Origin of the sequence: Ornithinimicrobium flavum, from assembly GCF_004526345.1 — a bacterium.
Lineage (GTDB): Bacteria > Actinomycetota > Actinomycetes > Actinomycetales > Dermatophilaceae > Ornithinicoccus > Ornithinicoccus flavus.
Genome location: NZ_CP038213.1, coordinates 2,158,709 through 2,176,717 on the forward strand (window position 1 = coordinate 2,158,709; position 18,009 = coordinate 2,176,717).

The 18,009-nt window shown below is 74.1% G+C and carries 19 protein-coding genes and 1 tRNA gene; 4 read left to right on the forward strand and 16 right to left on the reverse strand.

All coding sequences use genetic code 11. The features are described 5' to 3' along the window. Position 1 precedes the first annotated feature (1 nt). Positions 2–427 (forward strand): hotdog fold thioesterase, encoded by a 426-nt coding sequence (locus E3Z34_RS10100; RefSeq protein WP_134773483.1) that lies wholly within the window; start codon positions 2–4, stop codon positions 425–427. Between the two features lie 65 nt (positions 428–492). Beyond that, on the forward strand, positions 493–1,275 hold the full coding sequence (locus E3Z34_RS10105) for a DUF554 domain-containing protein (protein ID WP_134773484.1): 783 nt from the start codon (positions 493–495) through the stop codon (positions 1,273–1,275). A gap of 3 nt (positions 1,276–1,278) precedes the next feature. Here the strand turns inward: E3Z34_RS10105 and E3Z34_RS10110 are convergent, their stop codons facing one another. The 11 genes from E3Z34_RS10110 to E3Z34_RS10160 all read right to left on the reverse strand — a co-directional run bounded on the left by E3Z34_RS10110 (position 1,279) and on the right by E3Z34_RS10160 (position 12,047). Then, positions 1,279–2,034 carry an ANTAR domain-containing response regulator gene (locus tag E3Z34_RS10110; protein WP_420818998.1) on the reverse strand — a complete coding sequence of 252 codons (756 nt, stop codon included), beginning with the start codon at positions 2,032–2,034 and terminating at the stop codon, positions 1,279–1,281. 65 nt (positions 2,035–2,099) lie between these two features. Then, positions 2,100–2,185, reverse strand: a tRNA-Leu gene (locus E3Z34_RS10115). Positions 2,186–2,253: 68 nt separating this feature from the next. After that, positions 2,254–3,714, reverse strand: a complete 1,461-nt coding sequence (gene pyk / locus E3Z34_RS10120) for a pyruvate kinase (RefSeq protein ID WP_134773485.1) — start codon at positions 3,712–3,714, stop codon at positions 2,254–2,256. Between the two features lie 20 nt (positions 3,715–3,734). Further along, on the reverse strand, positions 3,735–4,466 hold the full coding sequence (locus E3Z34_RS10125; RefSeq protein WP_134773486.1) for a DsbA family protein: 732 nt from the start codon (positions 4,464–4,466) through the stop codon (positions 3,735–3,737). A gap of 1 nt (position 4,467) precedes the next feature. After that, positions 4,468–4,983: a MauE/DoxX family redox-associated membrane protein gene (locus tag E3Z34_RS10130; protein WP_238695109.1), complete on the reverse strand. Its 516-nt coding sequence runs from the start codon at positions 4,981–4,983 to the stop codon at positions 4,468–4,470. A gap of 25 nt (positions 4,984–5,008) precedes the next feature. Further along, entirely contained in the window at positions 5,009–5,794 is a 786-nt protein-coding gene (gene trpA, locus E3Z34_RS10135) for a tryptophan synthase subunit alpha (RefSeq protein WP_134773487.1), read from the reverse strand. Beyond that, entirely contained in the window at positions 5,791–7,071 is a 1,281-nt protein-coding gene (gene trpB, locus E3Z34_RS10140; protein WP_134773488.1) for a tryptophan synthase subunit beta, read from the reverse strand. Before trpB ends, trpA begins: the two co-directional genes overlap by 4 nt. Further along, positions 7,068–7,928 (reverse strand): indole-3-glycerol phosphate synthase TrpC, encoded by an 861-nt coding sequence (gene trpC / locus E3Z34_RS10145; protein ID WP_134773489.1) that lies wholly within the window; start codon positions 7,926–7,928, stop codon positions 7,068–7,070. Before trpC ends, trpB begins: the two co-directional genes overlap by 4 nt. Before the next feature lie 114 nt (positions 7,929–8,042). After that, positions 8,043–8,312: an HGxxPAAW family protein gene (locus E3Z34_RS10150; RefSeq protein WP_134773490.1), complete on the reverse strand. Its 270-nt coding sequence runs from the start codon at positions 8,310–8,312 to the stop codon at positions 8,043–8,045. A 100-nt stretch (positions 8,313–8,412) separates the two neighbouring features. Next, entirely contained in the window at positions 8,413–10,215 is a 1,803-nt protein-coding gene (locus E3Z34_RS10155) for an ABC transporter ATP-binding protein (protein WP_134773491.1), read from the reverse strand. Continuing rightward, positions 10,212–12,047, reverse strand: a complete 1,836-nt coding sequence (locus E3Z34_RS10160; protein WP_170213006.1) for an ABC transporter ATP-binding protein — start codon at positions 12,045–12,047, stop codon at positions 10,212–10,214. Before E3Z34_RS10160 ends, E3Z34_RS10155 begins: the two co-directional genes overlap by 4 nt. A gap of 147 nt (positions 12,048–12,194) precedes the next feature. Here E3Z34_RS10160 and E3Z34_RS10165 point away from each other — a divergent pair, with 147 nt between their 5' ends. Beyond that, a complete protein-coding gene (locus E3Z34_RS10165; protein ID WP_134773492.1) occupies positions 12,195–12,842 on the forward strand; it encodes a TIGR03085 family metal-binding protein in 648 nt (215 codons plus the stop codon). 4 nt (positions 12,843–12,846) lie between these two features. After that, positions 12,847–13,488: a nucleoside/nucleotide kinase family protein gene (locus E3Z34_RS10170; RefSeq protein WP_134773493.1), complete on the forward strand. Its 642-nt coding sequence runs from the start codon at positions 12,847–12,849 to the stop codon at positions 13,486–13,488. On the opposite strand, the gene E3Z34_RS10175 is transcribed toward E3Z34_RS10170, so the two are convergent. The 5 genes from E3Z34_RS10175 to fmt all read right to left on the reverse strand — a co-directional run bounded on the left by E3Z34_RS10175 (position 13,461) and on the right by fmt (position 17,972). Next, positions 13,461–13,955, reverse strand: coding sequence for a PH domain-containing protein (locus tag E3Z34_RS10175; RefSeq protein ID WP_134773494.1), 495 nt, complete (start codon positions 13,953–13,955; stop codon positions 13,461–13,463). The genes E3Z34_RS10170 and E3Z34_RS10175 overlap by 28 nt on opposite strands. Next, positions 13,952–14,683, reverse strand: coding sequence for a nicotinamide riboside transporter PnuC (gene pnuC, locus E3Z34_RS10180; protein ID WP_134773495.1), 732 nt, complete (start codon positions 14,681–14,683; stop codon positions 13,952–13,954). Before pnuC ends, E3Z34_RS10175 begins: the two co-directional genes overlap by 4 nt. A 159-nt stretch (positions 14,684–14,842) precedes the next feature. Further along, positions 14,843–15,514, reverse strand: a complete 672-nt coding sequence (gene rpe / locus E3Z34_RS10185; RefSeq protein WP_238695110.1) for a ribulose-phosphate 3-epimerase — start codon at positions 15,512–15,514, stop codon at positions 14,843–14,845. Positions 15,515–15,556: 42 nt separating this feature from the next. Beyond that, entirely contained in the window at positions 15,557–17,044 is a 1,488-nt protein-coding gene (locus E3Z34_RS10190; RefSeq protein ID WP_134773496.1) for an RsmB/NOP family class I SAM-dependent RNA methyltransferase, read from the reverse strand. Continuing rightward, a complete protein-coding gene (gene fmt / locus E3Z34_RS10195) occupies positions 17,037–17,972 on the reverse strand; it encodes a methionyl-tRNA formyltransferase (RefSeq protein WP_134773497.1) in 936 nt (311 codons plus the stop codon). Before fmt ends, E3Z34_RS10190 begins: the two co-directional genes overlap by 8 nt. Between the last annotated feature and the right edge of the window lie 37 nt (positions 17,973–18,009).

The following is an 18,009-nucleotide window of genomic DNA, read 5'->3' on the forward strand; positions in this document are numbered from 1 at the left end:
CATGACCGACGCACCGCGCCCCGCCTCTCCCGACCTGCCGTTCCGGACCGAGGGCACCCTGGTGGACCGGATGGGCATCGAGTTCCTCGAGCTCGGTGCCGGGCGGACGGTGGCCCGGATGCCCGTCGCCGGCAACACCCAGCCCTACGGGTTGCTGCACGGCGGCGCGTCCGCCGCCCTGGCGGAGACCGTGGGATCGGTGGCCGCCGCCCTGCACGCCGGTGCCGACCGGGTGGCGGTGGGGGTCGACCTCAACGCCACCCACCACCGGGGGGTCCGGTCCGGCCACGTCATCGGCGAGGCGACCGCCCTGTCCCTGGGCAGGTCCGTGGCCGCCTTCGAGATCGTCGTCCGCGACGACGAGGGCGCGCGGGTGTGCAGCGCCCGGCTGACCTGCGTGCTGCGCGACCGCGCCCCCGGCACCTGAGCACCTGCCCGCACACCCGCGACCCGGCGGGGCGGGCGCTCCGGGCACCACATACCCTCCCCTGCATGGACGGACCGGTCCCGGGCGCGGGCACCCTCATCAACGTCGTCGCCGTGACCGCCGGCGCCCTCATCGGCATCCTCGCCGGCAACCGGCTGCCGGACCGTGTGCGGGACGTCGTCACCAGCTGTCTCGGACTGGTGACCCTGCTCATGGCCATCCTGTCCGCCCTGGACGTCACCGCCCCCGAGCTCGAGGCTGCCGTGGGTCGCGGGGCCCCCATCCTCGTGGTCCTGGCAGCCCTGCTCCTGGGTGGCATCGTGGGGGCTTACCTGCGGATCGAGGAACGGCTGGAGGCCCTCGCCGGCGTGGTGCAGCGTCAGGTCGGGAGGCTGGTCCGTGACCGTGGCGCCGCGCACGGCAGCGCCCACGAGGCCCGGGAACGGTTCATCGAGGGGTGGCTGACCGCATCCCTGCTCTTCTGCGTCGGGCCGCTGACGATCCTGGGGTCGTTGTCCGACGGCCTGGGGCGTGGCATCGACCAGCTGGTGCTGAAGTCGGCGCTGGACTTCTTCGCCGCCATCGCCTTCGCCTCGACCTTCGGGATCGGGGTGCTCCTGTCCGCCGTGTCGGTGGCCGTCGTCCAGGGCGCGCTCACGCTGGTCGGGGTGACCCTGGGCTCGGTGGTCCCGGACGCGCACGTCGCCGCCCTCACCGCCACCGGGGGGCTGCTGCTCGTGGGCATCGCCTTCCGGCTGCTGGGCATCAAGCAGGTGCCCGTCGGTGACCTGCTGCCGGCACTGCTGCTCGCACCGCTCCTGGTCAGCCTGGTCTCGGCGCTGCGGTGAGGCCTACTTCTCCTTCTTGCCGGGCATGCCGGCGATGACGGCGTCCGCCACCTCGCGCATCGACAGCCGACGGTCCATCGCGGCCTTCTGGATCCACCGGAAGGCGTCGGCCTCGGACAGCTTGAGCTGGGTCATGAGCAGGCCCTTGGCACGGTCGACCCGCTTGCGCGTCTCGAACCGCTCGCCCAGGTCCGCGACCTCGGCCTCCAACGCCTTCCGCTCGGCCCAGCGCGCCCGGGCGATGTCGATCGCCGGGAGGACGTCGGCGCTGCTGAAAGGCTTCACCACGTAGGACATGACACCGGCGTCGCGCGCCCGCTCGACGAGGTTCTTGTCGCTGAACGCGGTGAGCATGACGACCGGGGCGAGGGCGTCGCGACCGATCTGCTCGGCCGCCGAGATGCCGTCCATGCCGGGCATCTTGATGTCCATCACCACCAGGTCAGGCTCGGTCTCCCGGGCCAGGGCCACCGCCTGCTCGCCGTCGCCGGCCTGGCCGACGATCTGGTGCCCGGCCTCGGTGAGCATCTCGGCCAGGTCCATCCGGATCAGGGCCTCGTCCTCGGCCAGCAGGATGCGCAGCCCACCCTCGGGGGCCTCGGCCCCGGCGTGGTGGTCCGGAGCCTCGCCCGTCGCCGCGGGAGCGGGCCCGGAGCCCGACCCGGCCGGTGGTGCCGGCCGGGGTGCCGCGCCGTCCTGGGTCGGCTCGGACCCGGGGGCCCCCTCGACGGGTATGGTGCTCCGCTCGTCTGCCTCGATCACGTCGCTCACCCTATCCCGAACGGGCCTCGGGGCGACAGCGGTCCCCACGCCGGTCAGGGTGGTGGTGCCGGGAGCGGGACTTGAACCCGCACGCCCTCGCGGGCAGAGCATTTTGAGTGCCCCGTGTCTGCCATTCCACCACCCCGGCGGGGACGCGGGCCGGGCCCGCGCTGGTCGAACCGGGACAGCATACCCGGCCCCGGTGCGACCACCTGCTCAGACCAGCGGCTCCTCGACATAGGCGGGCACGTTGCCGACGATGGGGTCGCCGACCCGGTGCAGACGCAGCGCGTTGGTCGTGCCGGACACCCCGGGCGGGGAACCGGCGACGATGACGACCAGGTCGCCCTTGACGCACCGTTCCTCGCGCAGGAGGGCGTCCTCGACCTGCTGGACCATCTGGTCGGTGTGCCAGACGAAGGGGACGAGGAAGGTCTCCACCCCCCACGTCAGGGCCAAGCGGGAACGGGTGGACTGCTCGGTGGTGAAGGCCAGCATCGGGGTGCGGGGGCGGACCCGGGCCATCCGGGTGGTCGTGTCACCGGACTGGGTGAAGGTCACGAGGTACTTGACCTGGTCCTCCAGGGCGTCGGCCAGCGTGATCGCCGCCCGGGTCACCGCCCCCCCGGGGGTGCGGGGCTTGGTCGCGATCGGCGCGATGCGGTGCAGCGCGTGCTCCTCCGTGCTCTCGATGATGGTCGCCATCGTCTCCACGGCCCGGATCGGCCAGGCACCCACCGAGGTCTCGCCCGAGAGCATGATGGCGTCGGCCCCGTCCAGCACGGCGTTGGCGCAGTCGCTGGCCTCGGCCCGCGTGGGGCGGGGGTTCTCCACCATCGACTCGAGCACCTGGGTGGCCACGATGACGGGCTTGGCCTTCTCCCGGCACAGCTGGATGGCGTCCTTCTGCACCAGCGGGACCTGCTCCAGGGGCAGCTCGACCCCCAGGTCGCCGCGGGCGACCATGATCCCGTCGAAGGCGTCGACGATCTCCGCGAGGTTCTCCACGGCCTGGGGCTTCTCGATCTTGGCGATGACCGGCAGCCGACGGCCCTCCTCGTCCATGATCCGGTGGACGCCCTCGATGTCCTTGCCGCTGCGGACGAAGGACAGGGCCACGAAGTCGGCGCCGGAGCGGACGGCCCACCGCAGGTCGTCCTCGTCCTTGTCGGACATGGCGGGCACGCTGACCGCCGCGCCGGGCAGGTTGATCCCCTTGTGGTTGGAGACCAGCCCTCCGACCTCCACCTCGGTGACGACGTCGGTGTCGGTGACCTGCGTGGCCCGCAGAAGGACCTTGCCGTCGTCGATGAGGAGCTGGTCGCCGACCTTCACGTCGCCCGGGAGCCCGTGGTAGGTGGTGCCAACCTCCGCCTGACCGCCGGCGACGTCCCGGTTGCTGATGGTGAAGATGTCGCCGGGGGCCAGGGTGACCGGGCCCGAGGCGAAGGCCGCGGTGCGGATCTTGGGGCCCTGCAGGTCGACGAGCACGGCGACCGCACGACCGGCCTGGTCACTGGCCTCCCGCACGCGCAGGTAACGCTCGTAGTGCTCCTCGTGGGAGCCGTGGGACAGGTTGAGCCGGGCGACATCCATGCCGGCGTGGACCAGGGCCTCGATCTGTTCGGAGGAGTCGGTCGCAGGACCGAGGGTGCAGACGATCTTGGCTCGACGCATGGGTCAAGCGTAAGGGAGTCTCAGGAGTGGTTGGCGATCACGGCGTCCAGCGTGGAGGCGTCCTCCATCAGCCCCTGCATCTCCTGGTCGCTGATCTGCGTGCCGTCGACGAACAGCCGCGGGGTGCCGCTGACCCCGTCGCGGTTGGCCCGCTCCTGCATGGCGTCGACGTAGCCGTCGTGCGGCCGGTCCGTCACGCACCGGTCGAAGCTCGACAGGTCCTCGCCCGAGATGCCGGCCTGCTCGCCGATCGCCACCAGCTCCTCGTCGGTCCAGCCACCGCCCTCCTCCGGCTGGGCGGCGTACATCCCCTGGTAGAAGGGCAGGAAGGCCCCGGCGTCGTCGGCGCAGAGGGCGGCGTTCGCGGCGCGCGCGGAGTTCTCCCCCTGGATGCGCCCGTCGAGGAAGGACATGAGCGTCACGGTGAGGTTGACCTCATCGGCCGAGACCAGCTCGTCGACGGCGCCCCCGATGGAGTTCTCCAGGACGCCGCACCACGGGCACTGAGGGTCCCCGTACACGTGCAGCTGGGGCACGTCGGCGTCGGTGCCCGGCCCTATGCTGACCCCGCCGCCGTCCGGCAGCGCGTTGGCGGACCCGGTGGCGACCGAGTCATCGGCCCCCCGGGTCGCCGCCCAGAACACCAGGGCCCCGATGAGGGCCACCACGAGCACGACGACACCGCCGATCAGCACGCCGGGCGGGCCCTTGCTGGACACCGGCTTGATCTCGGGGGCGGGGGGACGGGGCATGTCAGCGACCTCTCGTGAGCAGCTGGTCCAGCGACCAGGGGGTGCGGGGACGGACGGTGAGCCAGACCGCCAGGGCGAGGAAGAGGACGTCCCGGACGATCGAGGTGACGTAGGTGGTGTCCTCCGGGTCGACCGGCCCACCGGTGCCGAAGCACCCGCAGTCGATGGCCAGGCCTCGGGCCCAGGCGGACACGATCCCCGCCACGAAGACGAGCATGAGCACCCCGGTGAGGGCAGCCGCCGAACGGGTGAGCAGGCCCAGGATCAGCAGGACGCCGAGCGCAACCTCCGCCACGGGCAGGAGGATCCCGATCGCGCGCGACACCTCGTAGCCGAAGAGCTCATAGGCCAGGACGTTCTGGATCGAGGCGGTGCGGTCCAGCAGCTTGGGCACGCCGGCGGCGATCATCACCCCGCCGAGGGCGAGGCGGGCCAGCAGCCCGACCCAGTCGGCGCCGTGCCGCCGGGACGTGCCGCGGTGGTCCCCGACCTGCTCCCGCTGAGCCGGCTCCGCCACGGCGGGACGCCGGGCCGTTCCGCGGTCATCGACGCCGCACCCCGGCGGCCAGCTCCCGGGTGAGGGCTCGCAGACCCTCCAGGGAAGGGTCGGCGGTGAGCGCCCGGACCAGGGCGGAGCCGACGATGACCCCGTCCGCGAACCGGGCGACCTGGGCGGCCTGGTCACCGGTGCTCACGCCCAGCCCCACGGCCAGCGGCAGGTCGGTCACCGCCCGGGTCCGCTCGACGAGGACCTGGGCGCTGTCACCCACGCTCTCGCGCACGCCGGTCACCCCCATCGTGGAGGCGACGTAGACGAACCCGCGGCACGCGCCGGTGGTCATCGCCAGCCGCTCGGTCGTCGAGCTGGGGGCGACCAGGAAGATCGGGGACAGACCCTGGTCCTGCGCCGCCGTGATCCAGGCCGCGGCCTCGTCCGGGACGAGGTCGGGGGTGATCATCCCCGCGCCGCCGGCGGCCGCCAGGTCGGCGGCGAAGCGGTCGGGGCCGTAGCGCAGCACGGGGTTCCAGTAGCCCATGACGACGGGCACCGCTCCGGCCTCCTGCACGGCCTGCACCACGTCGAAGACCTGGGGCAGGCGGAAACCGGCCGCCAGGGCCGCGCTCGCCGCCTGCTCCACCACCGGACCGTCCATGAGCGGGTCGGTGTAGGGGACGCCCACCTCGACCACGTCGGCCCCCTCCTCGGCGAGCGCGCGGACCGCCGCCCGGGAGGTCTCGAGGTCGGGATAGCCGGCCGGCAGGTAGCAGATCAGCGCGGCCCGCTCCTGCGCCCGAGCCCGGGCGAAGACCTCCTCGAGCGCGTTCACCAGCCGCTCCCCTCGGCCTCGGCGACCGGCTCGGAGGCCTTGAGCTCCTCCGCCTCCACCAGCTCCTGGCCGTCGACGAGGCCGAACCAGCGGGCCGCCGTGTCCACGTCCTTGTCCCCCCGGCCGGACAGGTTGACGAGCACGACCGGCATCCGGTCGGTCGCCGACGCGGCGAGCGAGCGGCCCACCCGCAGGGCCCCGGCGAGGGCGTGCGCGCTCTCGATGGCAGGGATGATGCCCTCGGTGCGGCAGAGCAGGGCGAAGGCCTCCATGGCCTCGGCGTCGGTGACCGGCTCGTAGGTGGCCCGTCCGCTGTCGTGCAGGAAGGCGTGCTCGGGACCCACCGAGGGGTAGTCCAGCCCGGCGGAGACCGAGTGGGTCTCCAGGGTCTGTCCGTCCTCGTCCTGCAGGACGTAGGTGGCGGCCCCGTGCAGGACGCCCGGGACACCCCCGGAGAAGCGGGCGGAGTGCCGCCCGGAGGCGACCCCCTCGCCGCCGGCCTCGAAGCCCCACAGCGCCACCGTCTCGTCCTCGCGGAAGGCGTGGAAGATCCCCATGGCGTTGGACCCGCCACCCACGCAGGCGCAGACGGCGTCGGGCAGCCCGCCGGTGACGGCCAGGACCTGCTCCCGCGCCTCCTGGCCGATGACGGCGTGGAAGTCGCGGACCATCGTGGGGAAGGGGTGGGGACCGGTGACCGTCCCCAGCAGGTAGTGGGTGTGGTCGACGTTCGTCACCCAGTCGCGCATGGCCTCGTTGATGGCGTCCTTGAGGGTCGCGCTCCCGGTGGCCACGGGGACGACCTCCGCACCCAGGAGCCGCATCCGGGCCACGTTGAGCGCCTGGCGACGGGTGTCGACCTCGCCCATGTAGACCGTGCAGTCGAGCCCGAGCAGCGCGGCCGCCGTCGCGGTGGCCACACCGTGCTGGCCGGCGCCGGTCTCGGCGATCACCCGCTTCTTGCCCATGCGGGCCGTGAGCAGCGCCTGGCCGAGGACGTTGTTGATCTTGTGGGAGCCGGTGTGGTTGAGGTCCTCCCGCTTGAGGAAGACGCGTGCGCCGCCCGCGTGCTCGGCGAAGCGGGGCACCTCGGTCAGCGGGCTGGGCCGTCCGGTGTAGTCGCGCTGGAGACGGTCGAGCTCGGCGAGGAAGTCGGGGTCGGTCATGGCCTTCCCCCACGCCTCCTCGAGCTCCTCCAGCGCCGCGACGAGCGCCTCGGGGACGTAGCGGCCGCCGAAGCCGCCGAACCGGCCGGCCGGGGACGTGGTGGACGTCATACGGAGGGTCCTCCTTCGTGGTTCCGGCGCACGCCGGAGCCGTGCTGGCCCGACCCGTGCAGGGCCGGGTGCGTCCCGGCCGCGATGAGCTCGGCGACCGCCTCGCGCGGCGAGGCCCCGGTGACCAGCGCCTCGCCGACGAGGACGGCGTTGGCGCCGGCCTCGGCGTAGCGCATGGCGTCCAGCGGCCCCCGGACCCCGGACTCGGCGACGGCGACGCGGTCGTCGGGGACCTGCGGAGCCAGCCGGGCGAAGGTGTCGCGGTCGACCTCGAGCGTGCGCAGGTCGCGGTTGTTGACGCCGATGATCCGGGCCCCGGCCCCGACGGCCCGCGCGAGCTCCTCCTCGTCGTGCACCTCGACCAGCGCGTGCATCCCCAGCGACTCGACCCGCTCCAGCAGCCCCTGCAGGACGTCCTGGGCCAGGGCGGCCACGATGAGCAGGACCAGGTCGGCCCCGTGCGCCCGGGCCTCCCACACCTGGTAAGGATCGACGACGAAGTCCTTGCGCAGCAGCGGCACGTCGACCCGGGCCCGCACGGCGTCGAGGTCCGCGAGCGACCCCCCGAAGCGTCGCCGCTCGGTGAGGACGCTGATGACGCTGGCCCCTCCTGCGGCGTAGTCGGCGGCCAGGGCGGCCGGGTCGGCGTTGGCCGCGAGCGCGCCCTTGGAGGGACTGCTGCGCTTGACCTCGGCGATGACGTGAAGGCCGGGACGCCCCGTCAGCGCGGCCAGCCCGTCACGGGGGGACGGGGCCCGGAGGGCCTGCTCCCTGACGGTCTCCAGCGGCACGCCGGCTCGTCGCTGCGCGAGGTCCTCGCGCACCCCCTCGATGATCTCGTCCAGCACGGTGCTCACCCGGCAAGCCTAAGCCGCGTGCACGGGTGGTCCGTCCCGTGGGGTGGCGAGCCGGGGTGCTCCCGTCGCCCGGGGCCGACCCGGAGCGGCGCGGGCTCGCGTGACCCTCGCCCCTCAGTCGGTCGCCTCGGTGCGCTGGCCGCCGCGGGCGCCGGCGGGGGGCGTGATGGGGTGCCCCGTGCGGGCCGGCTCGTCCCCGCCCTGGCTCGCGCGATCCATGAGGTACCACACCAGGGCGCCGACGACGAAGGCCCCCAGCCCGACGTAGAGCAGGAGCTCCGGGCCGAAGAAGACGCCCCAGCAGGCCACGGCCGCCGCGACGAGCATGATGGCCGTCCCGGTCCAGGCGGCCCTGCTGTGGCCGTGGTTGTCGTGCTGCTCCATCACGCGCTCCTCGTGGATCTGCTCGTCGGTCTGTCCTGGCGGCGCACCTCAGGTCGGCGCCCTGCCGGACATTGTGCCAGCCCGGGCGGGCGGGGACATCTCACCCCGCCTGCTGCGCCGCCCAGGATTCGTGCATCCGGCTGTAGACACCGCCGGCCCCGACGAGGTCGCGGTGGTGACCGAGCTCGACGATACGGCCCCGGTCCACGACGACCACCAGGTCCGCGGCCTCGGCGGTGGACAGCCGGTGCGCGATGGCGACCGACGTGCGCCCGCTGGTCAGGCCCTCCAGCGCCCGCTGGACGCGCACCTCGGTGGCGGGGTCCACCGCGCTCGTCGCCTCGTCGAGCACGAGCAGGTCCGGGTCGGCGAGGTAGGCGCGGGCGATGGCGACCAGCTGCCGCTCCCCCGCCGACATCGACTCGCCGCGCTGCCCCACCTTGGTGGCGAGCCCGTGCGGCAGGCCGTCCACCCAGGCGTCCAGCCCGAGCTCGGTGATGGCCAGGCGGATGTCCTCGTCGCTGGCCTCAGGCTTGCCGAACCTGATGTTGGTCATCAGATCGGCGTCGAAGAGGAAGCCCTCCTGCGGCACCAGCACCATCCGTCGACGCAGGCTCGAGAAGGGGATGCGGCGCACGTCGGTGCCGTCGAGGAGCACCCGCCCCCGACTGGGGTCCATGAGGCGGGTGAGCAGCTTGGCCAGGGTGGTCTTGCCGGAGCCGGTCTCGCCGACGACCGCCACCCGGGTGTGCGGCTCGATGTGCAGGTCGACGTCGCGCAGGACGGGCTCGCCGCCCGGGTAGGAGAACCAGACGCCCTCGAAGTCGACGGTGATGGGCCCCCGGTCCTGGTCCACGCCGTCCTCCCCCGGGTCGGACACGTCGGCGGGCGTGTCGATGACCCCGATGACCCGCCGCCAGCCGGCCACGGCGTTCTGCAGCTCGTTGAGGATCTCGGTGGCCATGAGCACGGGCTGGGTGAAGAGGTTGACCAGGAAGAGGAAGGCGAGCAGCTGGCCCAGCGTCAGCTCGCCCCGGGCGGCCAGGACGGTCCCGACGACGAGGACCACGGCCGTGGTGATGCCCGCGAACGCCTGCCCCGAGACGAAGGCCATGACCGAGCGCACCTGGGCCCGCACGGCCGAGCGGCGGTGGTCCTCGATGGCCCGGTCGATGCGGGCCGCCGTGCGCTCCTCCACACCGAAGGCGCGGATCGTCGTCGCCCCCACGATCGACTCGCTGATGGCACCGAGCATGTCGCCCACGCGGGTCCGGACGGCGCCGTAGGCGCGGCCCAGCATCGGCTGGAAGCGGCGGACCAGCACGGCCAGCGGCACCAGGCACAGGTACACCACCAGGGCCAGGACCGGGCTGTAGACCAGCATGAGGATGGTCGCCAGCATGATCTGCGCCGTGCTGATGAGCAGCATCAGGCCGCCGAACTGCACGAACATCGAGATGGTGTCCACGTCGCTGGTCACCCGGGAGACCAGGGCCCCCCGGCGCTCCGTGCTCTGGGTGAGCATCGACAGGTCGTGGATGTGGCGGAAGGCCTTCATCCTCAGGGTGGCCAGCCCGGACTCGGCCGCCGTGAACAGCCGGATGTTGACGGCGTATTGCGCGAAGGAGGTGATGAGGACCACGCCCGCCGCGAGCGCGATGGCCCGCACGACGAAGCCGACGTCGGGGCCCCCGTCGGCCATGATCCCGTTGTCGGTGGTCTGCTGGACGACGAAGGGGATGACGACCCGGCCCAGGGTGGCCAGGACCGCCAGGCCGGCGGTGAGCCACAGCCCCCTGGACAGCTCCGGGGAGAGCTGGAAGCCCCGGCGCAGGGTCGCCAGCGTCCCCAGGTCGCTCTGGGCCTCGATCCGGCTGCTGGCCTGCTCGTGCGGGGTGCTCACGGGGTCTCCTCCTCGTGCCGCGCCACGACGGCTCGGTCCGCGGCGTCCCGCGCGTAGGCCTGGACCAGGTCGCCGTATCCCCCGCACCGGGAGAGCAGCTCGGCGTGGGTGCCCTGGTCGACGACCCGGCCCTGCTCCACGTAGACGATGTGGTCGGCGAGCATGATGGTGGCGAGCCGGTAGGCGACGACCAGGACGGTCATCCCCTCCCGGGTCTCCCGGAGGCCGGTGAGGATGGCCTGCTCGACCGTGGGGTCGACCGCGCTGGTGGCGTCGTCGAGGACGAGCAGGCGGGGGCGCCGCCAGATCGCCCGGGCCAGGGAGACCCGCTGCCGCTGCCCGCCGGACAGGCTGCCGCCCCGCTCGCCGATGACGGTGTCGAGACCGTCCGGCAGGGCACGGACGAAGGCGTCGGCCTGCGCCACGCGCAGCGACTCCCACACGCTCGCGTCGGTGGCGTCCTCGCCCAGGGTGACGTTGCCCCGGACGGTGTCGTCGAACATGAAGGTCTGCTGCGCCACGAGGGTGGCCACCCCGGGGATCTCGCCCCGGGCCAGCTCGGGGGCCCGGACACCGTCGATGGTCACCGTCCCGGAGTCCGGGTCGACGAGCCGCAGGGCCACGTTGGCCAGGGTGGTCTTGCCCGAGCCCGTCGGTCCGACCAGGGCCGTCGTCGTGCCGGCCGGCACCTCCAGGGTCACACCCCGGATGGTGGGCCGGTCCTCCCCCGCGTGGGTGTAGACCACGTCGGTGAGCCGCGACGCGGCGGGCTCCTCCCGTGGAGGGAGGGTCCGGTCGCCGTACGGCATACCCCCGGAGGCCCGCAGCACGTGCTGCACGCGGTCGAAGCCGACCACCGAGCGCGGGAGCTCGGCGAGCACCCACCCCAGGGCGCGGACGGGGAAGGCGAGGATGGAGAAGAGGTAGGCCATCTGCACGACCTCGGCCGCGCCGAGCTCCCCGCGCGAGACCTGCCAGGTGCCCGCACCGAGCACGGCGAGGGTTCCCAGGGTCGGGATGCCCTCGATGACCGGCTCGAAGGTCCCCCGGGTCCGCCCCACCTCGATGAGGGCGTCCCGCAGCTCGTGGGTGCGCACGCGGAAACGCTCGGCCTCCTCGTCCTCGCGCCCCATCGCCTTGACGACCATGCCCGCCTCGAAGGACTCGTGGGCCACCTCGGCGACCTCGGCCCGCAGCTGCTGGGCCTTGGTGATGCGGGGGGACATGAAGCGCTGGAAGACGAGGTTGGCCGCGAACAGGCCCGGGAAGACGAGCAGCCCGATGAAGGCCAGGAAGGGGTCGACCAGGACCATCATCACCCCGGCGATGACGAGCATGACGATGACCCCGATCGCCATCGGCAGGGGGTTGAACACCTGCCAGGTGGCCTCGACGTCGGCGTGCGCGTTGGACAGCAGCTGACCCGACGGGTGCGCGTGGTGCCAGGAGAGGGGGAGCCTGAGGTACTGCCGGGTGACGTCCCGGCGGTAGCGGGCCTGCAGGTTGAAGCCGGCGATGGTGGCCCAGACCCGGCGCAGGATGACGCCGACGACGTTGACGGCCAGGACGCCCAGCAGGACCCCCAGGATCGTCCACAGCCCGACGGCCTCGACCCGCCGCGCGGCGACGGCCGGCGCGATCACGCCGTCGGTGACCCACCCGATCGCCCACGCCGTGCCCACGGTGGCACCGGCCCACAGGACGGACCCGACCACCGCCACGACGACCGGCCGTGGCTCGGCCTTCATGCCGCCCCAGATGACGCCCAGCCCGCGACGCAGCACGGCGCGGGTGGGGGCCGGACGGGGGACGGGCGGACTGGTCGTGGACATCGTGAGGTCGGCCTCCGGGGTCGCGGGTGGGGGTGGCTGACCCCGGTGGCAGACGACGTCCGATCATAGGGTCCCCGCACCAGTCTCCCACGGCCGGCCTGCCGCCCGGCCGTCGAGGAGGCCCCCGCCGCGTGGTGAGATAGGTGCATGTCCTCCCCCGCCGCCCCGCTCCGCCAGCTCATCGCCGAGACCGCGACCCGCCTGGGCCCGGACGCTCCCACGCTGTGCGACCCGTGGGACGTGCGCGCGCTGCTCGCCCACCTGGTCGTGCGCGAGTCCCGCCCCGACGCCCTGCCGGGGATCGGTCTCCCGGTGCCGGCGCTGCAACGGCACACCGCGTCGGTGCAGGAGTCGGTGGCCGCGGGGAGCTTCCCCCGGCTGGTCGCGACGTTCGGCGCCGGCCCGGCGCCCTGGTGGCCGACCCGGCTGCCCGTGCTGGACGGTCTGGTCAACACCGCCGAGCTGGCCGTCCACCTCGAGGACATGGTGCGGGCGCAGCCGGGCTGGGAGCCCACCGAGCTCCCGCCGGAGGTCCAGGCGGCCCTGTGGCGCACGCTGCGCGGCGCCGGCCGGATGCTCTACGCCTCGGCACCCACCGGGGTGGTGGCGGTGGCCGAGGGACACGGGCGGGTCGCCCTGCGCCGTCCCCCGGGTGAGTCCGGCACGGTCGTGCTGCGCGGCACCCCCCTGGAGCTGCTGCTCCACGCATTCGGCCGGGACGGTGTGGCCCGGGTGACCGTGGAGGGCGAGGAGGAGGACGTCGCCGCGCTGGCGGCCCACCGGCGCGGCGCCTGAGGGTATGCCGTCCTCCGCCCGACGCGGTCCGGCGCGGCCCTTCGTGCTGGCGCTGGACGGGCGCAGCGGGGCGGGCAAGACCGAGCTCGCGGCGCGGCTGTCGGCCGAGCTCGCGCTCCGGGACCGTCGGTGCGTGGTGGTCCACCTCGACGACCTCTACCCGGGGTGGGACGGCCTGGCCGACGCCCTCCCCGGACTCTGCTCGGACGTGCTCGGCCCGCTGCGGGCGGGGAGCCCGGGACGGTACCGGTCCTGGGACTGGCACGCCGGACGACCGGGACCGGTCCGGACGGTCCGGCCCGCCCCGGTGGTGCTGGTCGAGGGCGTCGGCGCCGGGGCGGTGCCCTGCGCGGACCTGGTCGACCTGCGCGTGTGGCTCGAGGTCGAGGAGGAGGTGCGCCGGCGGCGGGCCCTGGAACGTGACGGCGACGTCCTCGCCCCCCACTGGCAGGACTGGGCGGCCCAGGAGGAGCGGCTCTTCGCCCGTCGGGGCGGGCGGGACCGTGCCGACGTGGTGCTGCGGGACGGGGGGCCGGTGGCGGTGACCACCCTGGCCGCCCGGGTGGACCGGGAGGCGGGCCCGGCGCGAGAAGGGCCCGGGACTCCCCCCGGGGAGGATCAGCCCAGGCCCCCGGGGCTCTCCTGACGGGAGGAGTGGTGCTGGATGAGGGCCGCGAGGCGGGCCGCGTCGCGACGGGCCCGCTCACCGTCGGCCCGCTGGATCGCCATCACGGCGACCTCCTCGGTATCGGTCAGCTCCAGCACCGCCCACGGCCCACCCTGCGCGAAGCCGACCCGGAGGATCTGCGACCACTCGAGGTCCCGGCTCCGCACGAGGTTGACCACCCGCAGCCCCTGCGGCGAGGGGAGGGCACGGATCAGGGCGTACCTCCAGAGGAACCCGCCCATCACCAGGCCGACGAGGAAGATGAGGACGCGGTTGAGCGTGTCCAGCTCCGCGGGGGCGTTGATGTGGGCCGGGGCCAGGATCGCGACGAGGCCGAAGACGAGGACCGAGAGCACCGCCATGACCCGACCCACCCAGGCCCCGACGACGGGGCGGAAGGGGGCGTAGGGCTCCGGAGGGCGCGGCGCGCGCTGCTGCTCGCTCACCGGACCAGGGTACGTGCCCCGTCCTCCGGGGCGGGCCCGGCCCCGGTGATCGAGGGCTCGGCCTCCTCGTCCCGGGCCGCCCTGCGCCAGACGACGAATCCCCACAGGACGAAGGCGCCGTAGACGGCGTACAGGACGGCCGACGGGTAGTAGCCCGAGCTCCACAGCAGGGGCACCCCCACGATGTCGACGGCGATCCAGACCAACCAGAAGTCGACCCAGCCCCGGGCCATCGCGAAGGTGGCGAGGATCGAGCCGACGAAGATCCAGGCGTCGGTCCAGTAGTACCACCGCGGGGCCGGCCAGCCGGCGCCCACCTGGGCGAAGATCCACTGGCACAGCACGAGCAGGACGAGGGCGAGCAGCAGGTAGAGGGCCCGCTCCCGGCCGGTCGCCCACCGGGGCGTGATGGCCGGCGCCCCGTGCTCGCGGTGCCGCCGCGAGCGGTTCCACCGCCACCAGCCGTAGACGCTGGTGGCGATGAAGAAGACCTGGCGCGAGGCCTGTCCGAAGAGGCTGTGCTCCTGCGGGTTGGAGAACCACACCCCCATGAAGACGGTGAAGAGCAGGGCGTTGCCGATGATGCCCACCGGCCAGGCCCAGACGGTGCGTCGCATGCCGAGGACGGCCGAGGCCAGCCCGAAGGCGTTGCCGACCACCTCCCGCCACGCGATGGTGTGGCCGGCCACGGTGAGCTCGGCGTAGAAGATGTCGTTCCAGACGTCCACGTCCGTCCTTCCGGATCAGGACGAGACGGGGGACCCCCGCTCGTCGGGTGCGGGCGCCGTGGTCGTGCTGCGGCCGGGTCGCGGACTGTCACCGCCGGCTCGGACTTTCACCCACCCCGGAGCACGTGTGCACCCACGAGGGTACTCCTCCCGCGGCGATCAGCCGCAGCGGTGGCGCGCGGCGATGCTCCGCAGCTCGGCGATGCGCCCGGCGACGTCGTCGGCGCCGTAGACCGCCGACCCGGCGACGAAGACGTCGGCCCCCGCCTCGACGCACTGCCCGATGGTGTCGGCCGACACGCCGCCGTCCACCTGGACCCAGATCTCCCCTCCCCGCCGTCGCACCGCCTCGCGCACCGCCCGCACCTTCGGCATCTGGTCGGCCATGAAGGATTGACCACCGAAACCCGGCTCCACGGTCATGACGAGCACCATGTCCACCTCGTCCAGCAGCTCCTCGTAGGGCTCGAAGGGGGTGCCCGGCTTGAGGGCGATGGCGGCGCGGGCACCCTCGGCACGGATGGCCCGGGCCACCGCCACGGGGTCGCCCGCCGCCTCGACGTGGAAGGTCACCGACCGGGCTCCTGCCTCGGCGTACCCCGGCGCCCAGCGCTCCGGCTCGGCGATCATGAGGTGCGCGTCGATGGGCACCGGGCTCACCCGGGCGAGCGCCTCCACGACCGGTCGACCCAGGGTCAGGTTGGGCACGAAGTGGTTGTCCATGACGTCCACGTGCGCCCAGTCGGCGCTCTCGATGGCCCGCAGCTCGGCCTCCAGGTTGGCGAAGTCCGCGGCCAGGATCGACGGGCTGATCTGCAGCTGGGAGGTCATGGTGGCCAGCCTAACGAGCGTCGACCGGCCTGCTCCTGCGCCTCACCGGCGGCGCAGGAGGGCGACGAACATGCCGTCGGTGCCGTGGCGGTGGGGCCACAGCTGGGCCCACGGCTCGGCGTCGGTGCCACCGGTCCCGGTCAGCGGGGCCCCCTCGCGGTCCCGCAGCAGCGGCCGGACGTCGACCAGCTCGACGTCGTCGCGACGCCTGAGGGTGTCGCGCACCACCAGCTGGGTCTCGGCCAGGTGCGGCGAGCAGGTGGCGTAGGCGACCAGACCCCCCACCCGGGTGGCGTCGAGGGCGGAGGCCAGGAGGTCCCGCTGGAGCGGACCGAGCGTGGTGAGGTCGCTGGGCGAGCGCCGCCAGCGAGCCTCGGGTCGACGACGCAGGGCACCCAGCCCGGTGCAGGGGGCGTCGACGAGGACGCGGTCGTAGCCGCCCGGCTCGTCCCTCCCCACCTCGCGGCCGTCACCCACGCTGATCTCGACCCGCGCCCCCGCCCGCAGCGCCTCCGCCACGGTGTGCCGCACCAGCTCGGCACGGTGGGGACTGACCTCGTTGGCGCGCAGGCCGGCGCCGCGCTGCAGCGCCACCGCGGCCAGCAGACCGGCCTTGCCCCCCGGGCCGGCGCACAGGTCCAGCCACCGCTCGTCCCGGCCCGGCAGGGGGGTCTGCGCGAGGGCGAGGGTGAGCAGCTGGGAGCCGGCGTCCTGCACGGCGGCTCCGCCCTCGCGCACGGCTGCGAGACGGCCCGGGTCCCCCTGGGCGAGGGTCCAGGCCGTCGGGGCCAGCGGCGAGGGCTCGGCCCCGGCACGCAGGAGATCGTCCTCCGCCACCAGACCGGGCCGGGCGGCTAGGGTCAGCGGGCCGGGGGCGTTGTGGGCCGCGAGCAGGTCGGGCAGCTCGGACTCCGGTATGCCGCCGGCCAGCAGGGACCCGCGCAGGGCCCGCACCACCCAGACCGGGTGGGAGTGCTCCGCCGCGAGGCGCTCCAGGGGGTCGCTGAGACCCTCGGTGACCCGGTCGACCCACGCCTGGCGGTCCTGCTCGCTCACCCGGCGCAGCACGGCGTTGACGAAGCCTCCCGCGCCCTGGCTGACGTGCTGGCGGGCCAGGGCGACGGTGGCGCTCACCGCCGCGTGGGCCGGCACCCGCATCCCCAGCAGCTGGTGGACACCCAGGCGCATCACGTCGCGCACCGGCGGGTCGATCCGGTCGACGGGGCGGTCGGCCGCCACCGCGATCACGCGGTCGTAGAGTCCCTGCATCCGCAGCGTGCCGTAGGTCAGCTCGGTGGCGAAGGCGGCGTCGCGCCCGGCGACCTGGGCCCGGCGCAGCGCGGCGGGCAGCTCGAGGTTGGCGAACGCCTCCTGGGTCTCCACCGCCCGCAGCACCTGGAAGGCCACCTCCCGGGCCGGGTCCCCGCTGCGCTGACGCTGCGCGGGCGCCTGGGCCGAGCGGCGACGAGGCCCACGCCGGGACCGGTCCGGTCCGCTCCCGCGACGCTCCTCACCGGGTCGCTCAGCCATCGAACCGCTCCCCCGTCCCCGGTCGCACACCACGGGCCCAGTCCGCCGCCGCCATCTCCCTGCGGCCGTGGGGCTGCACACGGTCCAGCCGCACCGCACCGCCACCCGTGCCCACGAGCACGTCCTGCCGTCCGGCCAGGAGCTCACCTGGGGCCAGCTCCCGGTCGGACGGCGCGGGGGTCGGGCGCACCGGGCCCAGCTTGAGCCGCTCACCGCGCCAGGTCGTCCAGGCGCCCGGGGCCGGCGTGCAGGCCCGCACGAGCCGGTCGACGGCGTAGGACGGGCGGGCCCAGTCGACCCGCGCGTCGTCCACCCCCAGCTTCGGGGCGAGGCTGACCCCGTCCGCCGGCTGCGGCTCGGGGACGAGCATCCCCTGCTCGAGCCCGTCCATCGTCGCCACGAGCAGGTCCGCCCCGGCCAGCGCCAGGCGGTCCAGGAGGGCACCGCTGGTGTCCTCCGGGCGGATGGGCTCGGTGAGCCGACCCAGGACCGGGCCGGTGTCCAGCCCCTGCTCGAGTCGGAAGGTCACCGCTCCGGTGATGTCGTCGCCCGCGCGCACCGCGTGCTGGACGGGCGCCGCCCCGCGCCAGGCGGGCAGCAGCGAGAAGTGCAGGTTGACCCAGCCGTGCGCCGGCAGGGCGAGCAGGTGCGGGGGGACGAGAAGGCCGTAGGCGACGACCGCGCACGCGTCCGGCCCCCACTCCCGCAGGCGGTCGGCCATCTCGTCCCCGCGCAGGGTGTCCGGAGTCAGCACGGGCAGACCCGCCTGCTCGGCGACGCCACGGACCGGTGAGGGGCGCAGGGCACGCCCCCGCCCGGCCCTCGCGTCCGGCCGGGTCAGCACGCCGACGACCTCGTGCCGGGACGCGAGCAGCGCCCGCAGGCTCGGCACCGCCGCCTCCGGTGTCCCCGCGAAGACGACCCTCACCGCATACCTCCGACCCTCACCGGACGATCCTCACACA